Below are 26,293 nucleotides of genomic sequence, written 5' to 3' on the forward strand. Positions count from 1 at the left end.
TGCCCATAAAAGTCCGATTGGTGAGGGCTGATAATCAGTGGGGGATGAAGAAAACCCCACTGATTAAAGTTTCACTTTATGTCGATTTTACTTAAGGGTAATTATACTTTACAGTCTGGAAGATTTCGGTATAATATAAAATGAGTACCAAAAATAATTTTTCGGTACTGAAGGTACGAATTAAGATAATCAGAGATGGAAACGAAAAGTTTGTAATTTTAAATTGTTTTTTCAATTTGGCTGGGATGTCCTTGAAGATAAAATACGGGTATAGGAGGAATGTAAATGGATTTTTTTGAGACTGTTATAATTATTGTGAATTTTAGTATTCTAGGCTGTATATTGTTTTTTAGTGAGAAAATAAAACAATGGTCTGTCTTCATTCTAACAGTTGCCTTTTGTGTGGTTGTTGTGCAGCTTATCGTAGAAGGGTATCGCTGGCAGATGATTCCTGCTTATTTGTCCCCATTTATTTTAACAAGCTGCTATCTATTTGCTGAATCAAAAAAGAACGTTAAAAGTTGTGGGGCATTCACAGTCAAGACAGCGCTACTGGTCATTTATTTGACTATTGCGGTCATGCTTCCTTCCCTCATGCCGGTAGTTTTATTTGAAAAAACGAGCGGTCCCTTCAAGGTTGGTACTACACTTTATCATTGGATTGATTATAATCGAGAAGAACCTTATATGAAAGATTTGAACGGCCGGCGCGAGCTGATGGTTCAGGTTTGGTATCCTGCAAAAGAAAAAGGAGAGATGAATCGCGCACCTTATATCCATAACTCGGATGAGATTGCCAAGGGGTTGGAAAAATCATTGTCTATTCCAGCATTCGCGTTTCATCATCTAGGCTTGATGAAGTCGAATGCATTCATGGAAGCTCAATTGTCAGATTCAGAGGAACGTTATCCGGTCCTACTCTTTTCCCATGGTTTAAGCGGTTTTCGCAATCAAAACACGTTTGAGGTGGAGGAGTTGGCCAGCCAAGGTTACATCGTCGTAGGAATTGATCATACCTATGATGCTGCAGCTACCGTCTTTCCAGATGGCAGAACCGCTTTTGTACAGTCGATCAATTTAACTGATTTTGCCGAACGAGATCGCCATATCAAATTATGGAAGGAAGATGTTGTTTTTGTACTTAATCAAATAGAGAAGCTTAACCAAAGCGATAAAGATAATCGCTTTACAGGAAGAATGGATACATCCCGAATTGGAATGTTTGGACATTCTTATGGTGGAGCTACAGCTGCGCAAGTGTTAGTGGAAGACTCCCGTGTCAAAGCAGCCATCAATATGGATGGTACATTATATGGGGAAAATGTTCCGAAATCTAGAGTTGGAAAACCGTTTTTGATTATGAATGCAGAGACTAGTGATGATTCCACGAAAGATTTTTTAGAGGGAAAAGTTCGTAGTGACCATGCACTTGCAGGTGGTGGCATGTCAATGGTTATTCCCCATACCAATCATACGAGTTTCACTGATTTTCATTTGTTCTCTCCTTTGTTACGAAGCTTAGATGAAGATCCAAGATACGTTCACCGTATTATAAACGAATTCAGTCTCGCTTTTTTTGATCGATATGTGAAACAGGTAGACGATAGCTCTGCGCTTGAAAAATTGGACTCCAAATACCCAGAAGTGAAATTTAAAGTGAATTAATGACAATGTCTTTTAATATATTTGCTAACAGTTGGGTATATATTTTAATCATCAAGAAAGATTGCCCTCTGTAGCATACAGAGGGCAATCTTTTTTAAATTAATATAAAGGAGTTTTTTTATGTTTAATAGATTGAAGTATTTTCTTTTATCCGAGAAAGAAATAGTTGAAACTGTGAAGAATTACAAGGAGGAAAAAATACATGTTTTCATAATAAAAGATTTTTTAGGGGAGTTAATCTTAATAAGAACTCTTATATTTTTAATGTTTGTTCCAATATCAACTTTTATTTTTTCAGTTGTAATTTTTGGAGCTGTTTTCTTTTTATCCGGTATTAAGATTACCATTTGGGGCATTGCTATAATGTTATTGGTTCCAATAACATTACTTTTCTATATGAATATAACTAATACATCAATTATTATTACTGATTTAGTGAAGAAATTTTTATTAACCATAAAATATCTAAATCCATTTTACTCAATATTAAATAAACCTTGGTTATTTATTTTTGAATTATTATTTGGTTTTTTATATGTCTTCGTGCTATCTTTGTTTTCTATTTGGATAGTATTACATTCATTAGAAATAGGTTTCTCTGAATTTAGTTCAGAGGACAATCGAAGTTTCCAATTTTCAATTATTATTTTGCATACAGCAATTTATTTGTTTATAAGAGTTCATGGCCAGCCTTGTAAGACAACTAAGCAAAAAATTAAAAAACTGAAAATGAAATTTTATTTATGGTTTTGTTCTATGATTGCAAGTATTGTATATATATTTGAATCACTCTTTAATTATATGAATGGAATTCAAGCAATTTATTTTATATTTGTTTTAATGATTGCTTTAGAAAGAACAGTGACACATTATAAGAAATTTATAGATTTTTTAGAATCTGAAAATTTGTATGAAAAATAATTTTAGAGAGAAAAGTCATTTGAAATATAAAAAGTTATACCTACTAAGTACTGAACGAGTAAAAAAACGTTATTCTTTCTCTAGAATCCTAGGAAAGGATAGCGTTTTTTATGTCTATTTTTGTATCTGATGAACTACAACTATTTGCTCAAGAAATTCAATGTTATTTATCCCCGAACATCTTAAGAAATCTTGCCAGAGAGTCTGGTTTCGTGTAACGAACCTGTAAATTCCAAACAAAAAGTTTACTCAATTTATGAGTATGTATGGAAAAAGAAAGAGATTCAATAATGCTTTGTTTAATGTTAATTTATACAGAAATACATATTAAACAATATGTAATAATACATTTTATGATAATTTATTAAGATAAAATGTTATATTTTTGGGTGGAATATATAAATGGAGGAAATGTTATGAACAAGAATTTAAAATTTACTCAAATGATGATCGGTATTAGTACGATGGCATTATCATTTGGAAGTATTCAAACACAGGTATCCGCAGAAGAAAAAGCACCCTATAATCTGTTGCAGATGAAACCAATTGGAACAGAAACTTCAAAAGATGAAATGGCTCATGCTACAAAAGCGGACGAAACATTGAATTTTGAAGAGCGTTTAAAAGTAGGCGATTTTTCACAACGACCTACTTCGGTGATGAAACATGATGAAAGGCAATTAAAGCAAAGCTATACTCTGGCAGAATTGAATAAAATGTCTGATAGTGAATTCATTGATACGCTATCAAGAGTTTCATGGAATCAAATTACAGACTTATTTCAATTCAATCAAGATACGAAAGCTTTTTATCAAAATAAAGAACGTATGAACGTTATCATTGATGAATTAGGACAAAGAGGGACATCTTTTACGAAAGAGGATTCAAAGGGAATTGAAACTTTTGTTGAAGTATTACGTTCTGCTTTTTATGTGGGATATTTTAATAATGAAGTAGGTTACTTAAAAGAGAGAAGCTTCCATGACAAATGTTTACCATCATTAAAAGCAATTGCAAAAAATCCAAACTTTACATTAGGTACAGCTGAGCAAGATAGAGTAGTAGTTGCGTATGGAAAGTTAATTAGTAATGCTTCTAGTGATGCTGAAACAGTACAGTATGCAGCAAATATTTTAAAACAGTTTAATGATAACCTTTCTATGTATGCTAAAAATTATACGAAAGAACAAGCTGTATATGAAATTGTAAAAGGTATTGATTATGATCTACAGTCTTATTTGCAGGAAACGAATAAAAAACCTAATGCAACAATGTGGTATGGAAAAATTGATAATTTTATAAATGAGGTTAGTAGAATTGCTCTCATACGGAATTTAACAACTGAGAATAGTTGGCTAATTAATAATGGGATTTATTATGCAGGACGTTTAGGGAAATTTCATAGCAATCCAAACAAAGGATTGGAAGTTATTACACAAGCGATGAATATGTATCCTCGCCTAAGTGGACCTTATTTTATAGCGGTAGAGCAAATCAAAACAAACTACGGTGGAAAAGATTATGATGGAAATACAGTAGATTTACAGAAAATACGTGAAGAAGGGAAGTTACAATACTTACCTAAAACATATACATTTGATGATGGATCTATTGTTTTTAAGACAGGCGATAAAGTAACAGAAGAGAAAATTAAAAGGTTATATTGGGCAGCCAAAGAAGTAAAGGCACAATATCACCGTGTAATTGGAAATGATAAAGCACTAGAACCAGGTAACGCAGATGATGTGCTGACAATTGTAATTTATAATAATCCAGATGATTATCAATTAAATAGACAATTATATGGATATGAAACGAACAACGGCGGTATTTATATTGAAGAGAAGGGTACTTTCTTTACATATGAGCGTACACCAAAACAGAGTATTTATAGTCTAGAGGAGTTATTCCGTCACGAATTCACTCATTATTTACAAGGAAGATACGAGGTTCCTGGTTTATTTGGGAGTGGAGAACTATATCAAAATGAACGCTTAACTTGGTTCCAAGAAGGGAATGCAGAATTCTTTGCAGGATCTACACGTACAAATAATGTTGTTCCACGTAAAAGTATTATAAGTGGCTTATCATCTGATCCGGCAAGCCGTTATACTGCAAAGCAAACTTTGTTCGCAAAATATGGATCATGGGATTTTTATAATTATTCCTTTGCACTACAGTCTTATCTATATAATCACCACTTTGAAACCTTTGATAAGATTCAGGATTTAATCCGTGCAAACGATGTGAAAAATTATGACGCGTATCGTGAAGCATTAAGTAAAGATGCACAGCTGAATACAGAATATCAAACGTATATGCAGCAGTTGATTGATAATCAAGATAAATACAATGTACCACAAGTAACAAATGATTACTTAATACAACATGCACCTAAGCCGTTAGCTGAAGTGAAGAAAGAAATTGTTGATGTAACTAATATAAAAGATGCAAAAATCACAAAACATGAGTCTCAATTTTTTAACACATTTACTGTAGAAGGCAAGTACATAGGTAGTACATCAAAAGGTGAGTCTGAAGACTGGAAAACAATGAGTAAACAAGTCAATCAAACCTTGGAGCAGTTGTCTCAAACAGGATGGAGCGGCTATAAAACAGTTACAGCCTATTTTGTTAACTATCGTGTGAATGCAGCCAATCAATTTGAATATGATATTGTTTTCCATGGTGTTGCAACAGAGGAAAAAGAAAAAACAACGACTATAGTAAATATGAATGGACCATATAGCGGGATAGTAAATGAAGGAATTCAATTCCATAGTGATGGTACAGAAAGTGAAAATGGAAAAATTATTTCTTATTTATGGAACTTTGGAGATGGTACAACAAGTACAGAAGTCAGCCCTACCCATGTATATGGAGAAAAAGGAGCATATACTGTGGAACTAACAGTGAAAGATAGTAGAGGAAAAGAAAGTAAAGAACAAACAAAAGTTACTGTAAAACAAGATCCGCAAACAGGTGGATCCCTTGAAGAGGAAAAGGTACTCCCGTTTAATAAGCTTGTAAAAGGAAATCTGATTGCTCCTGATCAAACAGATGTTTATACGTTTGATGTTACAGTTCCAAAAGAAGTAGATATTTCTGTGGTAAATGAACAAAACATTGGGATGACATGGGTACTTTATCATGAATCAGACATGCAAAATTACGTAGCTTGTGGTGAAGATGAAGGAAATGCTATAAAGGGAAAATTCGTAGCGAAACCAGGGAAATATTATTTGAATGTGTATAAATTTGATGATAACACTGGTGAATATTCATTATTAATAAAATAAATTTATTTTCAATATGTATATAACGGTTGTTTTTTTAGGAGGAGTCTGTCACGATAGGCTTCTCCTATTTTTTACTCTAAAATAAGTTAATAAATTAGGTAATTATCTTTAAAAATAAATCATTATAAACCTAAAATATTCAATTAAAAAATAGAAGAGAGGGAGCTTGCGTCTTAATAAGACTAATATTAGGAGTTATGTCACATTTCGATTAAATAAAATATCGTAAAATCCTCAGAATAAATTTTTTTGCATGTTCATTCATTTAGGGTAATTCTCAACTCTTAAGCTGATGTATGTGGGGGACCGACTCATATACATCAGCTTAAATAATTAGATATTTTATTTATTAAGTTAAGCGAAATTTTATTCGTATAGGAGGAAGGCGCATTTAATTCTTTTTTCGAATGTTATTCATGTTTATCGTATTCCATCGAATGCGCTTGTTACCAAGTGATGTACATAGGAATCATCAAACTTATCACCGGTTACTAGCAACCGATAAAAAATTGGTCCGTAAATGAGATCGATGGATAATTCAATATCAAGGTTTTCTTTGAATTCTCCTCTTTGAATTCCCTTCTCTAGAAGTTGCTTTGCTTGCAGTCGACGGGGCTGGAAACATCGAGTGCGATATTCCTCTTCCAGTTTTAAGTCAACGTTTGATTTTCTCTTTGCAACCAGAAGTTCGTAGTCGCTTAAATGGATTATTCATGTCTATTTTCTTTTTGGGTGTTGCTGTTGGATCCTTTTTCGGAGGATGGAGTGTAGCATTGTGGATCGGAATCGCTTTTCCGACCATAGCGCTGCTTTATTTTGCCACAGAGAAATAGTTCAATAATCAAATTTAAACAGACCGGATTCGCTTGAATGCATATTCATTAATATGTCTGATTTTTATAGATTATTTGCGGTTATTTTGAAGTTTTTACATCACAACCAGATTTTTTGTCTCTATCGCTAAAAGAGGGCAAAACTCACCATATAAAATGTGTCCGAATTCCATTTAGACTATGAAAAAAGAGAGCTTGCGCTAGACAACAAGCCCTCTAAAAAATAACGTAATTGAGATATCTATATATTAACAGTTATTTTCTAACGATTCTATATGTCTTATGTTGAGAAATAAATTATAAGTGGCTTGATAACGCTAAAATGAAATATTGACATAATATTTCGACGATAATATAATAAATCTCGAATTCAAGATAACTTGTAAAGGATTGGTAATTATGAGAGCTTATCTTTAAAGTTATTTGTTATATTATCAAGGGAATTACAGCCAATCACTAAACGTATGAAAAGGATCTAAAAATTTATGGACTTAATGCAACTGAATTTGCAGTGCTTGAGCTACTATACAGTAAAGCTGATCGGCCTATAAAAAAATTGAGGACAAAATATTACTTGTAAGTTTTTGTATCACGTATGCATCAATTATTTCAGAAGGTATTGAATTGGTGACACTAATTTTTCCACAGCATAGAGAGGGGATTCGGAAAATATTTGGTAGTTTGGACTATATTGAGAAAAAATGATAAGTAAACAGTTGAAAAAGTTAGGATATTACGCACAGAAAGTGTAAGTTTTTAGATGTTATTTCTGTTTAGTAATATCCTAATTAAATATAAATTAAATAAATAGGAGGGAAAATTAATAAATAGTAGTAAATGTATTGTAGTACAAAATAAAGAAATTATGTAATTGCAATTAATATAGTAGGAAATAAAGTTGTTATGTTAACGTATACATATCGTCCTTTAAATTATAAATCTTTCATAAAGCGGAGAGTGGGTATCAAGAATGGAATTACGTCATTTAGAGTATTTTATTCAAGTTTGTAATAATAATAGTTTTACTAAAGCTGCGGAAGTTCTAGGTATTTCACAGCCGACTTTAAGTCAACAAATCCGTGTGTTAGAAGGTGAACTTGATACACCCTTGTTTCATCGAGTTGGAAGAGGTATCAAAATGACAGAAGCGGGTAAGCTGCTATTTGATAAAGGAAAATTTATCATGCAACAATTTGATGACGTTTATAATGAAATTTTTGAATTAAAGGGTGTAAAAAGAGGTGTAATTACTGTAGGAGGTTTATTAGAGGATCTCACTTATTTAACACCTTATATTATGAAGTTTCAACAACATTATCCCAACATCGTAGTAAAGATTATAGAATCTGAAGTTGCTGTAAATCAAATCGTTGACAAAAATATTGATTTCGGGATTACACGTAGTGCTCAAATTCCAGACACATTAACAAACACCCTTTTGTATAGTGAAGAGCTCGTCCTTGTCATTCCCAAAAATCATCCTTTGAATGAAAAATCATTTGTTTCTTTTCGAGAATTAGTAGGGCTGAGTAGAATAATGGTTTCATGTAGTTGTCGTGAATCTATTAAAATATATTGTGAGAGTTTAGGGTTATCTTTATCTGAAGCAAATATAGAAACAAAATCTTCTATTTCTCTATTGAGCCTTGTATACAATGGACATGGGGTTGCCATAATACCTCTTTCACTGGTTAACTTTGTTAATAATGATACTTTGAGCATAGTTCGTATTACTGACCCAACACCAAGCCAAGATATTAATCTTATTCACTTTGATGATAAATTTTTAAGTTTTGCAGCACGTATCTTTATGCAGAAGTTAAATGATTCGCAAAAAGTATCAGTGTAATAGAAATAATAATGATTCTAGTGTAAAATTTGAAAAAATCTATAAGTCTTAAGATAAAGCAAATATTAAAGTCAAAGGGTAGTGGCTTTATATGTGTGGTGTGATCGATTTTTGACTTTTACTTAAGGGAAAGGGGTAGACTTTGCACGGAGAGAAGGATGTAAAAAACAAATCAAGTTTAAGCTATCAACTCTTTGGTCCTATTGAATAGTAATAGATTCCAATAGGGATATACAATGCTATTTCGAATCTACATACCCTTATTGCAGAAAGAAAACCACCGGCATTATACCGGTGGTTTTGACTTAGAAAGCAAAGCAAGTACAACCGATACCCCATGTAGTTCCATCTTTTCCTATTACGGTATGAGTGTGTTGATGGAGAGGGTTACTGCAACTATGTAACTTGTTATCATAGGAATCGTGAGAAAGTATAGTGTTGGCTAGGTTAGCACCACCATACCCATAAACTCCCGTCGGTGACCAGTCAGGTGATGCTGGCGGCAATTCAGGTGATAAATTTTTAAATTCATCATTTCCATACACAACCTGTCCGCCCATAATTGTGAGTAATGATTCAAGGTTTTTGATTTCTTCTTCTGGCACAGTAAAGTAGTCAGCAGACAATACAGCAAGATCAGCAAACTGACCTACTGCAAGGGTTCCTTTTTTACCTTCATCACCAGAGAACCACGCACTTCCTTTTGAATATAATTCCAGGGCTACTTTTCTATCCAGTTTATTTTTTTCATCGTATATCGAAAGTCCACCAATGGTTTTTCCGGCAACCATCCAATAAAGAGCGACCCAAGGGTTATAGCTGGAAACTCTAGTTGCATCACTACCGGCGCCAACAGGTATACCAAGGTCTAACATACGATAAATCGGAGGAGTACGCTTTGCAGCTTCCTTTCCGTATAAATCAACAAAGTATTCACCTTGAAAAGCCATGCGGTCTTGGATGGCAATACCGCCATTTAAAGCCTTAACACGTTCCATGCTACGATCTGAGATTGTTTCTGCATGATCAAACCACCATCGTAGACCATTAAAAGGAATTTCACTGTTAACTTCCTCGAATACATTTAAGAAACGTGTGATTGACTCATCATAAGTTGCATGTAAACGGAAGGGCCAACGGTTTTCCACCAATAGAGAAATTACTTTCTTTAAGTCAGCTTCCATCATCGTAGCTAGTTCAGGCCGTGGCATTTGAAATTTTTCAAAATCGGCTGCTGAGAATACTAACATCTCTCCGGCACCATTCATTTTATACTTATCAGTTCCTTGACCTGGAGAAACAATTTTTGCCCATGAAGCAAAGTCTTCATATTCATGATTTGGATTCTGCGTAAATAGATTATAAGCAATACGCAAAGTTAATTGTTCCTTCTCGGCTAAATGTTCAACAACTTTGTAATCATCAGGATAATTTTGGAATCCACCACCTGCGTCAATAGCACTTGTAATACCTAATCTATTTAATTCGCGCATAAAATGGCGAGTTGAATTAATCTGGTCGTCAAAATTAAGTGCTGGTGCTTTACCCAAACTTGAATAAAGAATAGAAGCGTTAGGATTCGCAATTAAAAGGCCCGTTGGATTACCTCGTTTATCCCGCTCAATTAAGCAGCCTGGAGGGTCTGGTGTATCTTTTGTATATCCCAGTGCATGCAGCCCAGCACGATTTACAAGTGCTCTATCGTAAAGATGTAGCACAAATACAGGAGTGTCTTCAGAAACGGCATTAATTTCTTCCAAAGTTGGCAACCGTCTCTCTTTAAATTGAAATTCAGACCAACCTCCAACTACCCTTACCCACTGAGGAGCAGGTGTACGCCTTGCCTGTTCTTTGAGCATTTCTAGAGCAATAAAAAGTGATGGCACGCCTTCCCAACGTAATTCCATATTATAATGCAGACCACCACGAATAACGTGTATATGAGAGTCATTCAGGCCTGGAATAGCTCTCTTTCTTTTAAGGTCTATTTTCTTTGTTTTTTCCGTGGCACTATTAAGAAGCTCATCTCCACCTACTGCAGTGACTAAACCATCAGTTATGGCGATAGCAGATACCTCAGGCTGAGAAGGGTCAAGGGTAGTAATTTTTCCGTTATATAAGATCATATCCGGTAAATTCATGTTCACACCTCGTCTACTTTCTATTATTTTGTAACCATGGATGAAATAATTTACCGAAAATCGGCAGGACTACCCATGATAGCAAGGACACTATACATACTGAAACAAAAAAGGCCGACATAATAGGATTCATATGTTTTATAATAGGTCCTATCACTTTAGGAACTAACATGCTAAGAGGCCATACACCCAAAAGGGTAACGATAGACATTTTCCATTTTGGCGGTGGAACTGGCGTTTTCGGAGTAACAAACCAATAAGCCAAACTACTTTCAGTTTTGTAACTCGGATTAGTAACTTGAAATTGTTCTGCCGTTTTTAACAAATCCCGGCGAATGTCTGATTCTTGCCAAGCACGTAGATGCTCATACGTATCAAAGCGAAAAATAACAGTATACTCTCTCGATTCGTTATTTGGGACTATTAGATTTACACCTAAATGCCCTGGGAATTTAGTAGCGGCAGCTTCGATTTCATGTCTCCATGTTTCAAACTGTTTTTCTTTACCTTGTTGAATTTTCCATGTAACAATCGTTGTTACTGGATCAGCAGCATCCATCGTGTTCCCTGTATAAGTCTCTTCGACAGCTACTCCTTCTTGTTTCATATTTTCCTGCTTGGAAGCGCGCCGTGCACCATAGTATATGCGTATTCTACTCCTTGACCATAAGCGCCAGTGTGCTCCTTTACAATTTCCATTACAGCATCATAAGTGTCTTTGTGTGCCCAGTCACGTTGGTATTCAAGTAAAACTTGAATTGCTGTCACTGGAATTGCACCAGCTTGTTCTACACGACGCATAGCAGCATTATGTGCTGTCAAACTAGTACCACCTGAAGCATCATCAACTGCATACACTTCATAGCCAGCTTTAATTGCTTCAAGCACAGGGAATGCAAGGCAAACTTCAGTCCAAAGTGCTGCAAATATTAATTTCTTTCTACCTGTTGCTTTAACTGCTTCAACAAATTTTGGATCTTCCCAAGAGTTCATTGAACTGCGTTCTATAATTTCATGGTTTGGGAATATATCAAGAATTTGTGGCCAAAAATAACCAGAAAAGCTGCGTGTCTCAACTGTAGTAAGAATAGTAGGTACGTTAAAAGTTTTTGCTGATTTAGCAAGTAGCATAACGTTATTAATTAATGTTTGTCTATCAATACTTGCAACTCCAAAAGTCATTTGAGGTTGAAAATCAATTAAAATTAATGCACTGTTCTCCGGATTTAACAATTCTAAATTACTCATAATAAAACGCTCCTTTTTTAATTGTTTAAAATCGAGTTTTTGAAAGTAATATATTTTCTATTGACTAAAGCTGTAATCATAAAAATAAAAGCTTTGTTGTACTGTTTAATTTAAAATTTAGTGCCGATTTAATCGGCACTAAATTTATACTAGAAACTTTTTAAAAAGTGATAATACATTTATGCATTTTGTTTACTAAGATCGCGCTGAGCTCCCCTATAGCTTCCAATTATATTTTGATAGCCTGGAAGATTGCTAGCAAGCAAATTGCCAAAACCTTCGACATCGTTGCGCCAATCGCGTTGTAATTCGCAAGCTACGCTAAACCAGTTCATAAGTTGCACACCACTATGTGCCATACGAGTATTGGCAGCATCTGCAACTTGTTTACTGAAAGTTCCTGAAGCATCCGTAACAGCAAATACTTCATATCCAGCTTTTATAGCGGAAAGTGCCGGGAAAGCAACACAAACGTCCGTAACTACGCCTGCGATGATAAGTTGTTTTTTTCCAGTTTCTTCGATTACTTTTACAAAATCATCATTATCCCATGCGTTAATTTGTCCAGGTCGAGCTATTTTTGGTGCATGAGGAAAGAGATCAACCAATTCTTGCATTAAAGGTCCATTAGGCCCGTTTTCGAAACTTGTTGTTAAAATAACTGGTAAATCAAAAAACTTAGCAGTATGAGCAAGAGCTAAAACATTGTTCTTGAATTCATCAACACCATAGTCACGTACTAGTCCGGACATAAGACCAGTTTGATGATCTACTAAAAGCACGACAGCATCATCTTTGTTAATACGAGAATAGAGATCAGTCATTATGTATTCCTCCTAAAAATTAAGTAATCGAAGAAAGTTTTATTATAAGTTTCTTCGTTTATAACTAAGCTGACCAATAATATTGGTTATAGCAGCATTCACAGAACATGAAGTGCTATACAAATTTATAGTATTTGAAAATAGAATCGTTAATCAATTCTAAATTATCTATAATTTGTATAGGTCGTAACTATAGTTGTTTTCACTATAAAATAGATTGGTTTTACCTATACATCCTATAGATAGAACAATATTGATAGTCACCTATTTTTGTTATTATAATTGAATATGAGGAATGTTCAGAAATTATATTGTGGTGAAAAAGGTATTAGAGGGGGAATTGTCCAAAAGGAGAAAATGAATGCATTGGGACAATAGAGTTTCATACTTAGAGTTCACAACATAAACGTGCATGAATAGGTTATGACATTCATCCGGATTATTGAAGAAAAGGATACATATTAGAATATTTTTTGGAGGTAGAAGCATGGCTAAAATTACTGTAGGAACCGAAAATCAAGAACCAATTGAGATATATTATGAGGATTATGGCACAGGAAAACCAGTTGTACTAATTCATGGTTGGCCGTTAAGTGGTCGATCTTGGGAATACCAAGTTCCCGCTCTTGTTGAGGCTGGATACAGAGTTATAACATATGATCGTCGAGGATTTGGAAAATCATCTCAGCCGTGGGAAGGGTATGAATATGATACCTTTACTTCTGATTTACATCAACTAATAGAACATTTAGAGCTTCAAAATGTCACACTTGTTGGTTTTTCTATGGGTGGAGGCGAAGTAGCCCGGTATATTAGTACGTATGGAACAGATCGTATTGAAAAGGCTATTTTTGCTGGAGCAGTTCCTCCATATTTATACAAATCAGAGGATCATCCTGAAGGGGCATTAGATGATGCAACAATTGAAGTATTCAAAAGTGGTGTGATTAATGACCGACTTGCATTTCTTGATGAATTTACTAAGGGATTTTTCGCGGCTGGTAATCGAACAGATTTAGTTAGTGAGCCATTCCGTTTATATAATTGGGATATTGCAGCCAGTGCATCACCTAAAGGAACGCTTGATTGTATTACTGCCTTTAGTAAGACTGATTTTAGAAAAGACTTGGAGAAGTTTAATATACCTACCCTTATTATTCATGGTGATTCAGATGCAACTGTACCATATGAATATAGTGGGAAATTAACACATGAAGCAATTCCTAATTCTAAAGTAACGTTAATAAAGGGTGGTCCACATGGGCTAAATGCAACGCATGCCAAAGAATTTAATGAAGCACTCCTATCATTTTTAAAGGACTAATTACAACTATATAATTGTTAATTAATAAATTATAAACAAGTAAAAAATAAAGCTTTATAAAAGATGCTCTTGGATAAATCCAGGAGCATCTTTTTAATGGTGATATTGAGATGTTAGGTTGATAAATCTCCATTAATTTTGGATTGAATACTCTTCTTAACAGCTAAAATATATTGATTAGAGTTTTTTAGATTTCTTAGAAGTATTGTTATATTACTATCAAGATAATATTTTGAATAATCCTCAAAATAAAGAAATGTTTTGTCAGAAAACAATAAAATCTTATTAATTTTTATAATTAGTTGAATTTTTATAGAAATAATTCTCTTAATATATTAAAATAACATCGTATTATGTCAGATTTTAATTAGGGGAGAGAAATTTTATGTTGAAAAAAATCATTCCAGTTGCTTTAGCATTAAGTACAGTTACTTTTACTAGTGTATTTGCTATGCCTTCAGCCCAAGCAAGTACAGAATCAAACCGCTACATAGATGTACAAATGCTCGGTATTAACGATTTTCATGGGCAACTAGACACTGTAAAAAAAATTAACAATAAAGATGCAGGGGGAATTGAGTACTTAGGGGCTTATTTACGTGATCGTGAAAAACAAAATCCGAATACATTAAAGGTACATGCTGGAGATGTTGTTGGAGCAAGTACTCCTGTTTCAGCATTATTACAAGACGAACCTACGATTGAATTTCTAAATGATTTGAAATTCGATGTTGGAACGATAGGGAATCATGAATTTGATGAAGGTGTTGAAGAAATGAACCGCCTTATTTATGGTGGATACCATGAGAAAACAGGAAATTTTAAAGGGGCAAAATTCCCATATGTTGCTGCAAATTTCTATAATAAATCCACCGGTCGTTTATTTTTACCACCATTCACTATAAAAAAGGTACAAGGAGTTCCTGTTGGATTTATCGGAGTCGTAACAACGGATGTTCCTAACCTTGTTATGCCTACTATGCTAAAGAATGTAGAAATTACAGATGAAGTTGAAGCTATTAACAAATCCGTAAAGCAATTAAAAAAACTAGGCGTTAAATCTATCGTTGTTCTTGCACATAACGGAGGTATAACAGATGGGAACGGCGTAACAAATGGTGATATCGTCCGATTAGCAAATGAGACTGATCCAGAAGTCGATGTTATTTTTGGTGGCCATAGCCACACTTATGTAAATGGAACTGTTAATAATAAACTTGTCGTACAAGCAAATTCATATGGTATGGCTTTTGCTGATGTTGATGTAAAGATTGATCGTAAAACACAAGATATTGTTGAGAAAAAAGCAGAAATTGTTACAACTTATCATGAAGGCATAGAGCCTGATAAAAAAATAAAGAAGAAGATGGAGAAATATCAAGCAAAAATCGCACCTCTTGTTAATGAAGTTGTAGGTAAGTCTATTGCGCCACTAGATCGCAAACTCAATACGGCTGGTGAATCTACTCTTGGAAATTTAGTTGCTGATGCCCAGCGTACAACAATGCAATCCCAAATTGCACTTATGAATCCTGGTGGTATTCGTAATGACTTAGATGCTGGTGATATTACATGGGGAGAGATATATGGTATTCAACCATTCGGAAATCAATTAATAAAAGTAAATTTAACAGGTCAAGACATTCGTGATATTTTAAATCAACAATGGCAAAAAGACATAACAAGAATGCTTCAAATTTCAGGGATCCAATACACTTGGGATGCGAACAAGCCCAATGGAGAAAAAGTAACAAGTATTCGCTTAACGAATGGAGAAGAAATTATTCCTTCTAAAACTTACAGCGTCGTTGCTAACGCATTTCTAGCTTCAGGGGGAGATGGATTTGTATCCTTTAAAAACGGTAAAGATGCTGAAACAGGACCAACTGATTTTGAAGCATTAGTAGATTATATAAAAAAATCAAAAGAACCAATTCAGTCTGTTATTGATGGAAGAATTCAAAAGATAAATTAGTTTTTTATTAATCTCAAAAACAACTAGATTACCTGTGCACTATACTCTTTAGTGTGCAGGTAATCTATTTTTTTGATTTGAAATAGTCTAACTGTGGCCAATGGGTATACCGTCTAGATGCAGAGTGCCGAAAAAAATGAAGTGAACAAAAAATAACCCCTAAATTAACTCTATGATAAAGAGACTACAAACAATCAAAATTTGGAACTTCATATTAACCATATATTAACTACGTTAATAATACATACTGAAATTGAATACTTTAGATAACATCATTTATAACGAATATCTGTACATTATAATGTTATGCAATGAGGAATTTACAATACAATGAATTGAAGCTTATTTAGCTTTATATTCGTATAAATGAATTAAGAATTTCTTAAGAACCTATTAAGAAATAAGTGAGTTTTAGGAACTAGAATAAATGTATCTTAACAGTAATAAGAAAATGAATGTTTTAAACGGAAGTTGGCAGAGTATGTTAAAAAGCTATAAGTAAATATTTCAGGAGGTTTTTTATGAAAAAGAAAATAATTATTGCAATTGTTGCTTCTGCTATAACAATGACTCATTTTGTAGGAAATACTTATGCAGATTCGAAAACAGAGGTTTCTGTTACAGCTCCCTATAATACAAATCAAATAACGAAATGGTTAGAAGCACATGCAAAGCCTTTAAAAACAACTAATCCAACTGCATCTCTTAATGATTTGAAACCACTTAAGGATATGGTAGGTTCAGCTTCAATTGTAGGTTTAGGTGAAGCTACGCATGGGGCTCATGAAGTTTTTACGATGAAACACCGCATTGTTAAGTATTTAGTATCTGAAAGGGGCTTTACCAATCTAGTTTTAGAAGAGGGATGGGACAGGGCCTTGGAACTTGATCGATATGTTCTTACTGGTAAGGGAAACCCAAGCCAACACCTAACACCTGTATTTAAGACGAAAGAAATGCTAGATTTACTTGATTGGATTCGGCAATATAATGCTAATCCAAAACATAAATCGAAAGTACGTGTCATCGGGATGGACATTCAATCAGTAAACGAAAATGTTTATAATAATATAATAGAATATATTAAAGCGAACAATTCAAAACTGTTGCCTAGAGTAGAAGAGAAGATAAAAGGGCTTATTCCTGTAACAAAGGATATGAATACTTTTGAAAGCCTTACGAAAGAAGAAAAAGAAAAGTATGTTTTAGATGCTAAACAAATTAGTGCTTTATTAGAGGAAAATAAAAGTCATTTAAATGGGAAATCTAAAGAGTTCGTATGGATAAAGCAAAATGCTCGTATTATTGAACAGTTTACTACAATGTTAGCGACACCTCCTGATAAACCAGCGGATTTTTATTTGAAACATGATATTGCAATGTATGAAAATGCGAAGTGGACTGAAGAACATTTAGGAAAAACCATTGTATGGGGACATAATGGACACGTTTCGAAAACAAATATGCTTTCTTTTATATACCCTAAAGTAGCAGGGCAGCATTTAGCAGAATATTACGGAAAACGGTACGTATCTATTGGAACGTCAGTTTATGAAGGACAATACAATGTGAAGAATAGCAATGGTGAATTTGGCCCCTATGGAACATTAAAATCGGATAATCCAAACAGTTATAACTACATTTTTGGACAGGTCAAAAAAGATCAATTTTTTATTGATTTACGTAAGGCGAACGGCGTGACAAAAACTTGGTTAAACGAACAACAGCCAATTTTCGCTGGAATAACTACCGAAGGGCCTGATATACCAAAAACTGTTGATATATCATTAGGTAAAGCGTTTGATATACTTGTTCAAATTCAAAAAGTGAGTCCATCTCAAGTACATCAATAAATTTAGAATCATGTGCCTTAATGACAAATTTCATATAACACAATGAAATTTGTTTTATATAGCAAGAAGAATAATCGCATTAGAAAAAATCAGCAGTTTAACCTGTTAAGAGTAAAACGAATCTTACAATATGTAAAGCGCAAAAACACTGAAGCGAAAAGCATTGGTGTTTTTTGCGCTTTCGGGCACAGATACTACTTCAGTCCTATTGTAGAAGTGATTTTGTATGTAAGGAATTTGTAAGGAATAGGTAAGAAAAAAGAGATTTTCATTGTGTAGGATAAAAATATAAGGAGGCATGAAGGGGGGAACAAGTACGGCCTACATATAAAACAAATAATCAGTAACAAGAGTGTTTTAAGGAAAAGAAGTAATTTCTATGGTTAATATGTATGTGGAAAAAGAGTGATTTAGAGATTGTTAGAACACAATGGTGTTTGTGAAAATAATGATTAGTACGTTGATTGCAAATTCAGTGTTGACTTTTATCATTGGGAGAGTTGATAGCTATGTGGTTAGTATATGAGACAGCTATCAGCCATCAATACAATTTAAATAGAAGAGAGGAATTCTTTATGAAAACACGCAGTAAAATTACATGTGCAAGTCTAGCACTTTTAATAGGTGGAAGTTCCCTGTTATACATAACACCAACATTAATTGTAAAAGCAGAACCTACGCAAAATGTATCTAGTTCGTTACAAACAAGTACGCAAAGCGATCGTACTTCCGTTAAGAAAGCAATGCGAGATGAACTGCAACTTGGATACCCAGGAATACTCGCTAAAATTTCTAAGGGGGGTAAAACTTGGAGTTATACAGCTGGGGTAGCGGATCTGAAAACTAAGAAACCAATGAAAGCAGATTTTCGCTTTCGCATTGGCAGTGTGACGAAAACGTTCATTGCAACAGTTCTACTTCAATTATCTGGAGAGAACCGTTTGAATCTAGACGACTCCATTGAAAAATGGTTACCTGGTGTTATTCAAGGAAACGGATATGATGGTAACCAGATTACGATCCGGCAAATATTGAATCATACAAGTGGTATTGCTGACTATATAAATTCAAAAGACTTTGATATTACGGATATAAAAAAATCGTATACGGCTGAAGAATTTGTAAAGATGGGGATTTCACTTCCCCCAGACTTTGCCCCAGGAAAGGGGTGGTCTTATTCAAATACAGGATATGTAATACTAGGAATCCTTATTGAAAAAGTAACAGGAAACAGCTATGCGGAAGAGGTTGAAAATCGGATTATTGAACCGCTTGATTTGTCAAATACATTTTTACCTGGTAATTCAAGCGTGATTCCAGGCACCAAGCATGCCCGTGGCTATTTGCAACTAGACGGAGCGAGTGAGCTAAAAGATGTTACTTATATTAACCCAGGTAGCTCGGATGGAGATATGATTTCTACTGCTGACGACTTAAACAAATTCTTCTCTTGCTTACTAGGTGGCAAATTACTGAAGGAGCAGCAGTTAAAACAAATGCTTACTACAGTTCCTACAAATAGAGAGGGAACCGGATATGGTCTTGGAATACTTGAAATTAAGCTTCCGAACGGTGTCTCGGTATGGGGACACAGGGGGGCCGTTCCAGGGTTTTCCACTTTTGCTGGTGGAACGCTTGGAGGTAAACATACACTCGCTATCAATTCGAACAGTTTAAACCTTAATAATCCAGAAGTTTTTAAAAACATTTTACTTGCTGAATTTAGCAAGTAGGAAAAACGGATAAATTTTGTCATTTGTAATTTCCATCGGAATGGATTACCGCTTGAAAGAGTATAGAGGGATTAAGTATCTATAATTGTGTAGGAGCAGTATTTGCAAAATTAGAAATTGAACTAAATTTAACCATCAAAGATAATATTAGCGGGAAAAATTTGAGGGACATTAAGGATTTTGTGAAGAGGACTTCAAAAATGAAATAACATTGTAATAACTTTCTATTATTAATTGAAAGTTATTACCCTATAAATTCAGTCATTTATTATATAACTGAGTGCATAAAAAATGAACCGAATTCTAATAAATAACGTAAAAGCTAAAAGAGTTTCGCTTTGGGAACATCTCAAAATAGTGAACATACCTATATTAAAACCCAAATTTCTCAATTTAATGCTGAGAAATTTGGGTTTTTCTAAAGGAATCAATTTTTTAAAAAATTTTTAGAAATTTAAAGATAAAGTATTGTATACATGTAAGTATGATTAAAAATGCAAAGTTGTAAATGCTAAATTTAATTAAATACGCCTTACTCTCTTTAACATTGGCCTGAATGAATAGTTTATAGGAGATTACACTGGCTAAAGATGCGATAATTGTTCCAAGCCCTCCAATATTTACTCCTAGTAATAAAGCTTTCCAATCAGAAGTAAAGTTTGATAGAAGAATTGAAGTAGGAAAATTGCTAATCAATTGACTCAAAAATATGGAACTAAAGAAGACTGAAGTATCTCCTCTTAAATTAGCGCGAGCAAATGTCCCCAGTGCATCGGAATGGGAAATGTTTCCGATAAAAATAAAAAAACAGACAAAGGTTATTAGAAGAAAGTAATCGATCTTAAATAGTAAGTTTCTATCTAACGTAAATGCTGCTATCAGTGTGACTATTAGCGCAATGTAATAATTAATAACACCAAAAATAGATGCAATGATAGTAATAAGTATCAAAATCCAGACGGTAGCTTTTTTTTGATTTTTCACGGTAATAACAGGTAGTTCTATTTTCAAATCTGTTTTTTGAAGTTTTTGAGTAAATATAAATAACAAACTAATTCCAAGTACAGCTAAAAGCAGGATTGAACCTAAAAATGGGATGAGCTTAATTCCATAGTAAGAATATAGGTATAAATTTTGTGGGTTTCCCATAGGCATCAAGCTACTACCGATGTTTGCCGCAATTGTCTGCAGGATGATTGTATCCATCATGTTCATTTGTGTTTTTTTACTAATGACAAGTGTTATTGGTACAAAAGTGAGGAGAGCGACATCATTTGTTACAAACATGGAGCAAATAAAGCATAACAAAATTAGAATAATAGATATTGACCTGCTGTTATTGCATTTATTTAAAATCGCAACGGCAAGTTTGTCTAATATCTTTAGCTGTTCCAAGGCCTTAATGGCTACCATCAGATTAAATAAGCTAATTAACACTTCAAAGTTAATATATTCGATCTTTGGCGAATGTATTAAGCAGCTGACAATTGCTAGTATCAGTGAAATGGTAAGTACTAAATCCTTTTTTAAAAATTCGAATTTCATAAGGAGTCTTTTTTTATTTTGAACAAATACTATTTCTTTCACAATACACCACCTGTAATTTATGTTAGTAAATATACGTTTTTTGGGATAACTCGATATTGCTAGAAAAGAGGATGACATAAGGTCCTAAATAAGAGTTTTGTAATGTTTCATCCCTTCAACAAAATCCTTTTTTTCTTAGTGTCTTTCATGTTGTAAATATGTGCAATATAGACGAATCCAACTAGGGGGATTAATTGAGAAAACAAATGTTTTTTGTATGATACCATAAATAAATTAAATGTTTTATTTTTTTAAATATTCCTATAATATTCCGTTGATTTTTGATTTTAAATAATTTATATGAACTTCTAAAAGAGAAAAAGTATGCATGTTTATATGAAGAAAATAGAGACTTGTCAAAGGATAGATAGAACAAAATCTGCGACGTTTGGATACTGTATAAAATTCACAAAATCTCACTGTTTTTTTAGATGAAAAATCTTAAAAAATTTTTTGTTTTTATAAAAATCTGTACTTTTTCGTAACATTCTGTACTTTTAATTATAAATTAAAGACAAACTTCTCTTAGTTAAAGATTGAAAGCGCTTTATAGATTTTTCGTGAAATTTTTACCTAGCCTATTTTTGAGATTAGTAGTAAGAAAGGAGATATTTCCATGTTCTTAAGAAAATTAACAAAAAACCAGTTAATCACTATTGATTATTATGATTAAAATGTAAATCACCGGTAAACGAAACAAACATAATAGTACAACAACATTAGTGGATAAGAATATTAGTTTTGCAGAAGGGGATAGAGCATCTTGTGTATAAATGGTAAGTTTTTAGAAAATTCAGTTTCGTAGTTGCGTGTTGCGATGTTTGTTTAAACAGGCCAATTCTATTAATATAGAAAATTTTTATCCTTGTTGTATTTGAATATGAATGAGGTATTTATGCCAAGGAATATAGGTGATTTTATATAGATTATGATAGATAAATTTTTGGTATGGAGTGATAATATGGAAAGATTTTTTGTAGAGTTAGTCGGATCAACAAATGATTTTTTATGGTCTAAATTGTTAATTATTATGCTTGTTATTTGCGGAATTTATTTTACATTTAAATTGAATTTTGTACAGTTTCGAATGTTAAAAGAGATGGTCCGTGTATTAATGGAGGGGAAAAGTGGTTCTAAAGATCAAATCTCTCCTTTTCAAGCGTTTTGTATTGGTATGGCAGCCCGCGTTGGAACAGGGAATATCACAGGAATTGCGATTGCAATTGCATTAGGTGGTCCTGGAGCTGTATTTTGGATGTGGATTATTTCTATTATTAGCTCGGCCTCCAGTTTTGTCGAAAGCACATTAGCACAGATATATAAAGTAAAAGATAAAACTGGTTTCCGCGGTGGTCCATCCTATTATATGGAAAAAGGGTTGAATAAACGTTGGATGGGAGTATTATTCTCTATTTTAATCACAATTACTTTTGGTCTTGTATTCAATTCAGTACAATCAAATACAGTTACAATTGCTTTTCAAAACTCATTTGGTACAGATCGTCTAACAGTTGGGATAATCATGGCTATTGCTTTCGCTGCGATTATTTTTGGTGGTGTACAACGTATTGCAAAAATGGCTGAATACAAGGTGGTATTTTTAGCGGTATTATACATTGGAGTTGCATTATTTGTTGTAGTTACCAACATATCAAAAATGCCGGAAGTTCTTTCTCTTATTGTTCAAAACGCATTTGGTTTTAAACAAATAGCAGGCGGTTCAATTGGTGCAGCACTTATGAATGGAGTTAAACGCGGTTTATTCTCAAATGAAGCTGGTATGGGAAGTGCACCAAACGTTGCCGCAACAGCAACAACAAGTCATCCGGTGAAACAAGGACTGATTCAAGCATTTGGTGTATTAACGGATACACTGATCATTTGTACTAGCACTGCCTTTATTATTTTGCTGTCTGATGCATATAAACAACCGGGGTTAAATGGTATTGCACTTACACAAGCAGCATTAAGTGAACACATAGGTCCTTGGGCATCGGGTTGTCTTGCTATCTTTGTTTTTTTATTTGGATTTGGTGCGTTAATTGGCAACTATTATTATGGTGAAACAAATATTCGCTTCTTACATACAAGTAAAGTGTGGTTAATGATATACAGAATAAGTGTGTTGGCTATGATTGTATTTGGTTCTGTTGCAAAGATTCAAATTGTATGGGATTTAGCGGACTTATTTATGGGCTTTATGGTTATTATTAATTTAATTGCTATTACCTTACTTTCAAAAGTAGCATTTGCGGCGTTACAAGATTATATAAACCAGAAAAAAGCTGGTAAAGATCCTGTTTTTTATAAAGAAAACATTAAAGGGCTTGAAAATATTGAATGTTGGGATAGTTATGAGAAAACTTCAAAAAAGAAAAGTGTGTAATAAGAAGGATATTCAGACTGCAATATGTCTGAATATTTTTCTTGGTTCTAGTGCAAATATTATTGATTATAGTAAAGAAAAAATCATTCTATATAAAGTTAATAGTACGGGGGAATATGATTAAATGATAAAGGATTCTAGCGTTCAAGTTGAGGGTCAAGAAAAAGTTTGCTTAGATCAATGGGTAGCTCATTATCGAGCGTATGCAGCTAAGGGACGAAGCGCCAGTTATATTCCCGCTCTGGGGGAAATAAATGTATCGCAGTTAGGTATTTGTATAGTAAAGCCAGATGGAACAATGATAAAATCAGGAGATTGGGAGATACCTTTCACATTACAAAGTATATCAAAAGTAATCGGTTTTATAGCCGCTTGTTTAAGTCGCGGTATTTCTTATGTATTAGAACGAGTTGACGTAGAGCCAACTGGAGATGCCTTTAATTCAATTATTCGTTTAGAGATACATAAACCAGGAAAACCTTTTAATCCTATGATCAATGCTGGAGCGATTACGATAGCTTCACTTTTGCCAGGGACATCGGTGCAAGAAAAATTAGAATCTCTATACGTATTAATTGAAAAAATGATAGAGAAGCGTCCCGCTATTAATGAAATAGTATTTCAATCAGAATGGGAAACGGCTCATCGTAATAGAGCATTAGCATACTATTTAAAGGAGAATGGTTTTCTAGAATCAGATGTGGAGGAGACACTAGAGGTTTACCTAAAACAATGTTCGATTGAAATAAATACAGAAGATATTGCCTTAATAGGGCTTATACTAGCACATGATGGATATCATCCTATTCGCAAAGAACAAGTGCTCCCTAAAGAAGTAGCTAGGTTAACAAAAGCTTTAATGCTAACTTGTGGAATGTACAATGCTTCTGGAAAATTTGCTGCTTTCATTGGATTACCAGCTAAGAGTGGGGTATCCGGTGGAATTATGACACTTGTTCCCTCAAAATCTAGGAAGGATTTATCGTTCCAAGATGGATGTGGTATTGGTATTTACGGACCAGCCATTGATGAATATGGGAATAGTTTACCAGGAATTATGTTGTTAGAACATATTGCAAAAGAATGGGATTTAAGTATATTTTAAAAAGGAGCACAGATATTTTGGTGTTAGAGCGAGTCCAAAAGTGTTCAGACCTTATATTGTGTCTGAACATTTTTGAGTTATAAAGTATCTTTCTAAAGTAGAAGGGTGTAATGAATACTCACAATCTATAATGCTTTCGTTTATATCTTATTTATCAGTTTTTGAAAAAAATAGAGTAAGTATTGTATTAATGCAAATAGGTTTGTATACTGACTGTTAGGCGAAAGTGAGAAGTGATTATTTTGAATCTTAGTAATTTAGTAAAAAAAGACATCTATATTCTCGTTTTAATGATACTTACAGTACCCTTAGTAGGTGAAATAAAGTCATTTCCTTTAAATGAAACATTTAGAATGAGCTTTGGCGCACCAACATTTTTCTTTTTTTTGTTATTGTTTCGACGAATTCCAGCATTTTTACCGGGTTTTTTAACAGCGATAGTCGTTGTAGTATTTCGTATCTCAATGGATGTCATTATAAAGGGAAATATGGATTGGCTAGCCGCTTTTCATACTCACTATCCTAGTTTTTTCTTTTATTTTACTTATTCGTATCTCTTTCATTTAGCAAAAATCAAACGTTTTTATCATCAACCACTAATGATTGGTTTTATTGGTTGCATGATTGAAATACTGTCAGACTGTGTGGAATTAATGATTCAATATTTCGTATTAAAAACATCGATCACATCCGAGGCAATAAATGAGATTATTGTTATCGCATGTTCCCATAGTTTTATAGTTCTAAGCTTTTTCAATATGATGAAATTGTATGAAGCGCAATCAAGGGAGAGACATATAAAGAAGCAAAATGAACACATGCTCATGCTTATCTCTAATTTATATGAAGATGCTGTTCATTTAAAAAAAACATTACAAGATGCTGAGAATATAACAAAAAAATCCTATGATTTATATAAAACCTTAGACTCTTTTGAGCACAAACAGATGGATTTTCAGTTTGGGGATTTAAGGCAACAGGCATTACAAATTGCTGGTGAGGTCCATGACGTTAAAAAGGATAACCAACGTATTTTTGCTGGACTTTCAAAACTAATTTCTGATGAAAGTTTTACAGATTATATGTCTGTACATGAACTAGTAAATATCATTATACGGGCAAATACGAAATATGCACGGTTGCTAGAGAAAGACATCCAATTTGTGTATAAAATTGATGGTGTGCATTCTCATTATCATATTTACACAATCTTATCTATTATAAATAATATCGTTACAAACGCTGTAGAAGCTATCCAAGGTATGGGAACCATCACAATTGACATTAATAAAGACCACCATTTTGTTGAATTTCAAATAGGCGATAATGGTCCTGGTATTTCTTCAAAATATAAAGATTCAATTTTTGAGCCTGGGTTTACTTCTAAATATGATGATTTAGGCAACCCATCGACAGGTATCGGATTATCGTATGTTAAAGAAATGGTCGAACAACTTGAAGGTGATGTTACGCTTGAGGACAGAACCGAAGGAAAAGGATCAATTTTTATAATTAGATTAGGGATTGATCATATAATTTCGAAAGGGTGA

At 33.6% G+C, this 26,293-nt stretch carries 16 protein-coding genes and 4 pseudogenes; 14 read left to right on the forward strand and 6 right to left on the reverse strand.

The window, feature by feature from the left end; all coding sequences use genetic code 11:
* The first annotated feature begins 285 nt into the window (after positions 1-285).
* From AU379_RS08300 to colA, 3 genes are all read left to right on the forward strand, one after another.
* A complete protein-coding gene (locus AU379_RS08300) occupies positions 286-1,665 on the forward strand; it encodes a dienelactone hydrolase family protein (protein ID WP_000345276.1) in 1,380 nt (459 codons plus the stop codon).
* 120 nt (positions 1,666-1,785) lie between these two features.
* Positions 1,786-2,586: a hypothetical protein gene (locus tag AU379_RS08305; RefSeq protein ID WP_000483298.1), complete on the forward strand. Its 801-nt coding sequence runs from the start codon at positions 1,786-1,788 to the stop codon at positions 2,584-2,586.
* A gap of 416 nt (positions 2,587-3,002) precedes the next feature.
* Positions 3,003-5,885, forward strand: a complete 2,883-nt coding sequence (gene colA / locus AU379_RS08310) for a collagenase ColA (protein ID WP_050821962.1) — start codon at positions 3,003-3,005, stop codon at positions 5,883-5,885.
* Positions 5,886-6,305: 420 nt separating this feature from the next.
* Here the strand turns inward: colA and AU379_RS28660 are convergent.
* A pseudogene (locus tag AU379_RS28660) lies at positions 6,306-6,536 on the reverse strand (TetR-like C-terminal domain-containing protein); the annotation flags it as partial.
* Here AU379_RS28660 and AU379_RS08315 point away from each other — a divergent pair.
* The 3 genes and pseudogenes from AU379_RS08315 to AU379_RS08320 form a co-directional block, all read left to right on the forward strand.
* Positions 6,533-6,718, forward strand: a pseudogene (locus tag AU379_RS08315) (MFS transporter); the annotation flags it as partial. The pseudogenes AU379_RS28660 and AU379_RS08315 sit on opposite strands and share 4 nt — an antisense overlap.
* Positions 6,719-7,107: 389 nt before the next feature.
* Positions 7,108-7,470 (forward strand): annotated as a pseudogene (locus AU379_RS31190) (MarR family transcriptional regulator).
* 218 nt (positions 7,471-7,688) lie between these two features.
* Complete coding sequence (locus AU379_RS08320; protein WP_000423208.1) at positions 7,689-8,567, forward strand: LysR family transcriptional regulator; 879 nt, start codon at positions 7,689-7,691, stop codon at positions 8,565-8,567.
* A 305-nt stretch (positions 8,568-8,872) separates the two neighbouring features.
* On the opposite strand, the gene AU379_RS08325 is transcribed toward AU379_RS08320, so the two are convergent.
* The 4 genes from AU379_RS08325 to ycaC all read right to left on the reverse strand — a co-directional run bounded on the left by AU379_RS08325 (position 8,873) and on the right by ycaC (position 12,780).
* Positions 8,873-10,708, reverse strand: a complete 1,836-nt coding sequence (locus AU379_RS08325) for an amidohydrolase (protein ID WP_061139109.1) — start codon at positions 10,706-10,708, stop codon at positions 8,873-8,875.
* Positions 10,709-10,721: 13 nt separating this feature from the next.
* On the reverse strand, positions 10,722-11,315 hold the full coding sequence (locus AU379_RS08330; RefSeq protein ID WP_061139110.1) for an antibiotic biosynthesis monooxygenase: 594 nt from the start codon (positions 11,313-11,315) through the stop codon (positions 10,722-10,724).
* Positions 11,312-11,956, reverse strand: a complete 645-nt coding sequence (locus tag AU379_RS08335; RefSeq protein ID WP_000067162.1) for a hydrolase — start codon at positions 11,954-11,956, stop codon at positions 11,312-11,314. Before AU379_RS08335 ends, AU379_RS08330 begins: the two co-directional genes overlap by 4 nt.
* Before the next feature lie 179 nt (positions 11,957-12,135).
* On the reverse strand, positions 12,136-12,780 hold the full coding sequence (gene ycaC / locus AU379_RS08340) for an isochorismate family cysteine hydrolase YcaC (RefSeq protein ID WP_000131216.1): 645 nt from the start codon (positions 12,778-12,780) through the stop codon (positions 12,136-12,138).
* Positions 12,781-13,267: 487 nt separating this feature from the next.
* Here ycaC and AU379_RS08345 point away from each other — a divergent pair, with 487 nt between their 5' ends.
* The 5 genes and pseudogenes from AU379_RS08345 to AU379_RS28675 form a co-directional block, all read left to right on the forward strand.
* Positions 13,268-14,104, forward strand: coding sequence for a bromoperoxidase (locus AU379_RS08345; RefSeq protein ID WP_061139111.1), 837 nt, complete (start codon positions 13,268-13,270; stop codon positions 14,102-14,104).
* 385 nt (positions 14,105-14,489) lie between these two features.
* Positions 14,490-16,079 carry a 5'-nucleotidase C-terminal domain-containing protein gene (locus AU379_RS08350; RefSeq protein WP_000913792.1) on the forward strand — a complete coding sequence of 530 codons (1,590 nt, stop codon included), beginning with the start codon at positions 14,490-14,492 and terminating at the stop codon, positions 16,077-16,079.
* Positions 16,080-16,600: 521 nt separating this feature from the next.
* Positions 16,601-17,932 (forward strand): erythromycin esterase family protein, encoded by a 1,332-nt coding sequence (locus AU379_RS08355; RefSeq protein WP_061139112.1) that lies wholly within the window; start codon positions 16,601-16,603, stop codon positions 17,930-17,932.
* A gap of 575 nt (positions 17,933-18,507) precedes the next feature.
* Positions 18,508-19,665, forward strand: a complete 1,158-nt coding sequence (locus tag AU379_RS08360) for a serine hydrolase domain-containing protein (RefSeq protein WP_002103315.1) — start codon at positions 18,508-18,510, stop codon at positions 19,663-19,665.
* Positions 19,666-19,775: 110 nt separating this feature from the next.
* Positions 19,776-19,874 (forward strand): annotated as a pseudogene (locus AU379_RS28675) (cytochrome); the annotation flags it as partial.
* A 226-nt stretch (positions 19,875-20,100) separates the two neighbouring features.
* On the opposite strand, the gene AU379_RS08365 reads toward AU379_RS28675, so the two are convergent.
* Positions 20,101-21,252 carry an anion transporter gene (locus AU379_RS08365; protein ID WP_000659281.1) on the reverse strand — a complete coding sequence of 384 codons (1,152 nt, stop codon included), beginning with the start codon at positions 21,250-21,252 and terminating at the stop codon, positions 20,101-20,103.
* Between the two features lie 961 nt (positions 21,253-22,213).
* On the opposite strand from AU379_RS08365, the gene AU379_RS08370 reads away from it, so the two are divergent.
* From AU379_RS08370 to AU379_RS08380, 3 genes are all read left to right on the forward strand, one after another.
* Positions 22,214-23,638: an alanine/glycine:cation symporter family protein gene (locus AU379_RS08370; RefSeq protein ID WP_000439285.1), complete on the forward strand. Its 1,425-nt coding sequence runs from the start codon at positions 22,214-22,216 to the stop codon at positions 23,636-23,638.
* 124 nt (positions 23,639-23,762) lie between these two features.
* A complete protein-coding gene (glsA, locus tag AU379_RS08375) occupies positions 23,763-24,743 on the forward strand; it encodes a glutaminase GlsA (RefSeq protein ID WP_000588648.1) in 981 nt (326 codons plus the stop codon).
* Positions 24,744-24,976: 233 nt separating this feature from the next.
* Positions 24,977-26,293: an ATP-binding protein gene (locus tag AU379_RS08380; protein WP_000584794.1), complete on the forward strand. Its 1,317-nt coding sequence runs from the start codon at positions 24,977-24,979 to the stop codon at positions 26,291-26,293.

The organism is Bacillus sp. JH7 (genome assembly GCF_001563515.1).
Classification (GTDB): Bacteria; Bacillota; Bacilli; order Bacillales; family Bacillaceae_G; genus Bacillus_A; species Bacillus_A cereus.

Coding starts and splice junctions, on each gene's coding strand:
- AU379_RS08300 (WP_000345276.1), top strand. CDS start 286: ATGGATTTTTTTGAGACTGTTATAATTATTGTGAATTTTAGTATTCTA.
- AU379_RS08305 (WP_000483298.1), top strand. CDS start 1,786: ATGTTTAATAGATTGAAGTATTTTCTTTTATCCGAGAAAGAAATAGTT.
- colA (WP_050821962.1), top strand. CDS start 3,003: ATGAACAAGAATTTAAAATTTACTCAAATGATGATCGGTATTAGTACG.
- AU379_RS08320 (WP_000423208.1), top strand. CDS start 7,689: ATGGAATTACGTCATTTAGAGTATTTTATTCAAGTTTGTAATAATAAT.
- AU379_RS08325 (WP_061139109.1), bottom strand. CDS start 10,708: ATGAATTTACCGGATATGATCTTATATAACGGAAAAATTACTACCCTT.
- AU379_RS08330 (WP_061139110.1), bottom strand. CDS start 11,315: ATGAAACAAGAAGGAGTAGCTGTCGAAGAGACTTATACAGGGAACACG.
- AU379_RS08335 (WP_000067162.1), bottom strand. CDS start 11,956: ATGAGTAATTTAGAATTGTTAAATCCGGAGAACAGTGCATTAATTTTA.
- ycaC (WP_000131216.1), bottom strand. CDS start 12,780: ATGACTGATCTCTATTCTCGTATTAACAAAGATGATGCTGTCGTGCTT.
- AU379_RS08345 (WP_061139111.1), top strand. CDS start 13,268: ATGGCTAAAATTACTGTAGGAACCGAAAATCAAGAACCAATTGAGATA.
- AU379_RS08350 (WP_000913792.1), top strand. CDS start 14,490: ATGTTGAAAAAAATCATTCCAGTTGCTTTAGCATTAAGTACAGTTACT.
- AU379_RS08355 (WP_061139112.1), top strand. CDS start 16,601: ATGAAAAAGAAAATAATTATTGCAATTGTTGCTTCTGCTATAACAATG.
- AU379_RS08360 (WP_002103315.1), top strand. CDS start 18,508: ATGAAAACACGCAGTAAAATTACATGTGCAAGTCTAGCACTTTTAATA.
- AU379_RS08370 (WP_000439285.1), top strand. CDS start 22,214: ATGGAAAGATTTTTTGTAGAGTTAGTCGGATCAACAAATGATTTTTTA.
- glsA (WP_000588648.1), top strand. CDS start 23,763: ATGATAAAGGATTCTAGCGTTCAAGTTGAGGGTCAAGAAAAAGTTTGC.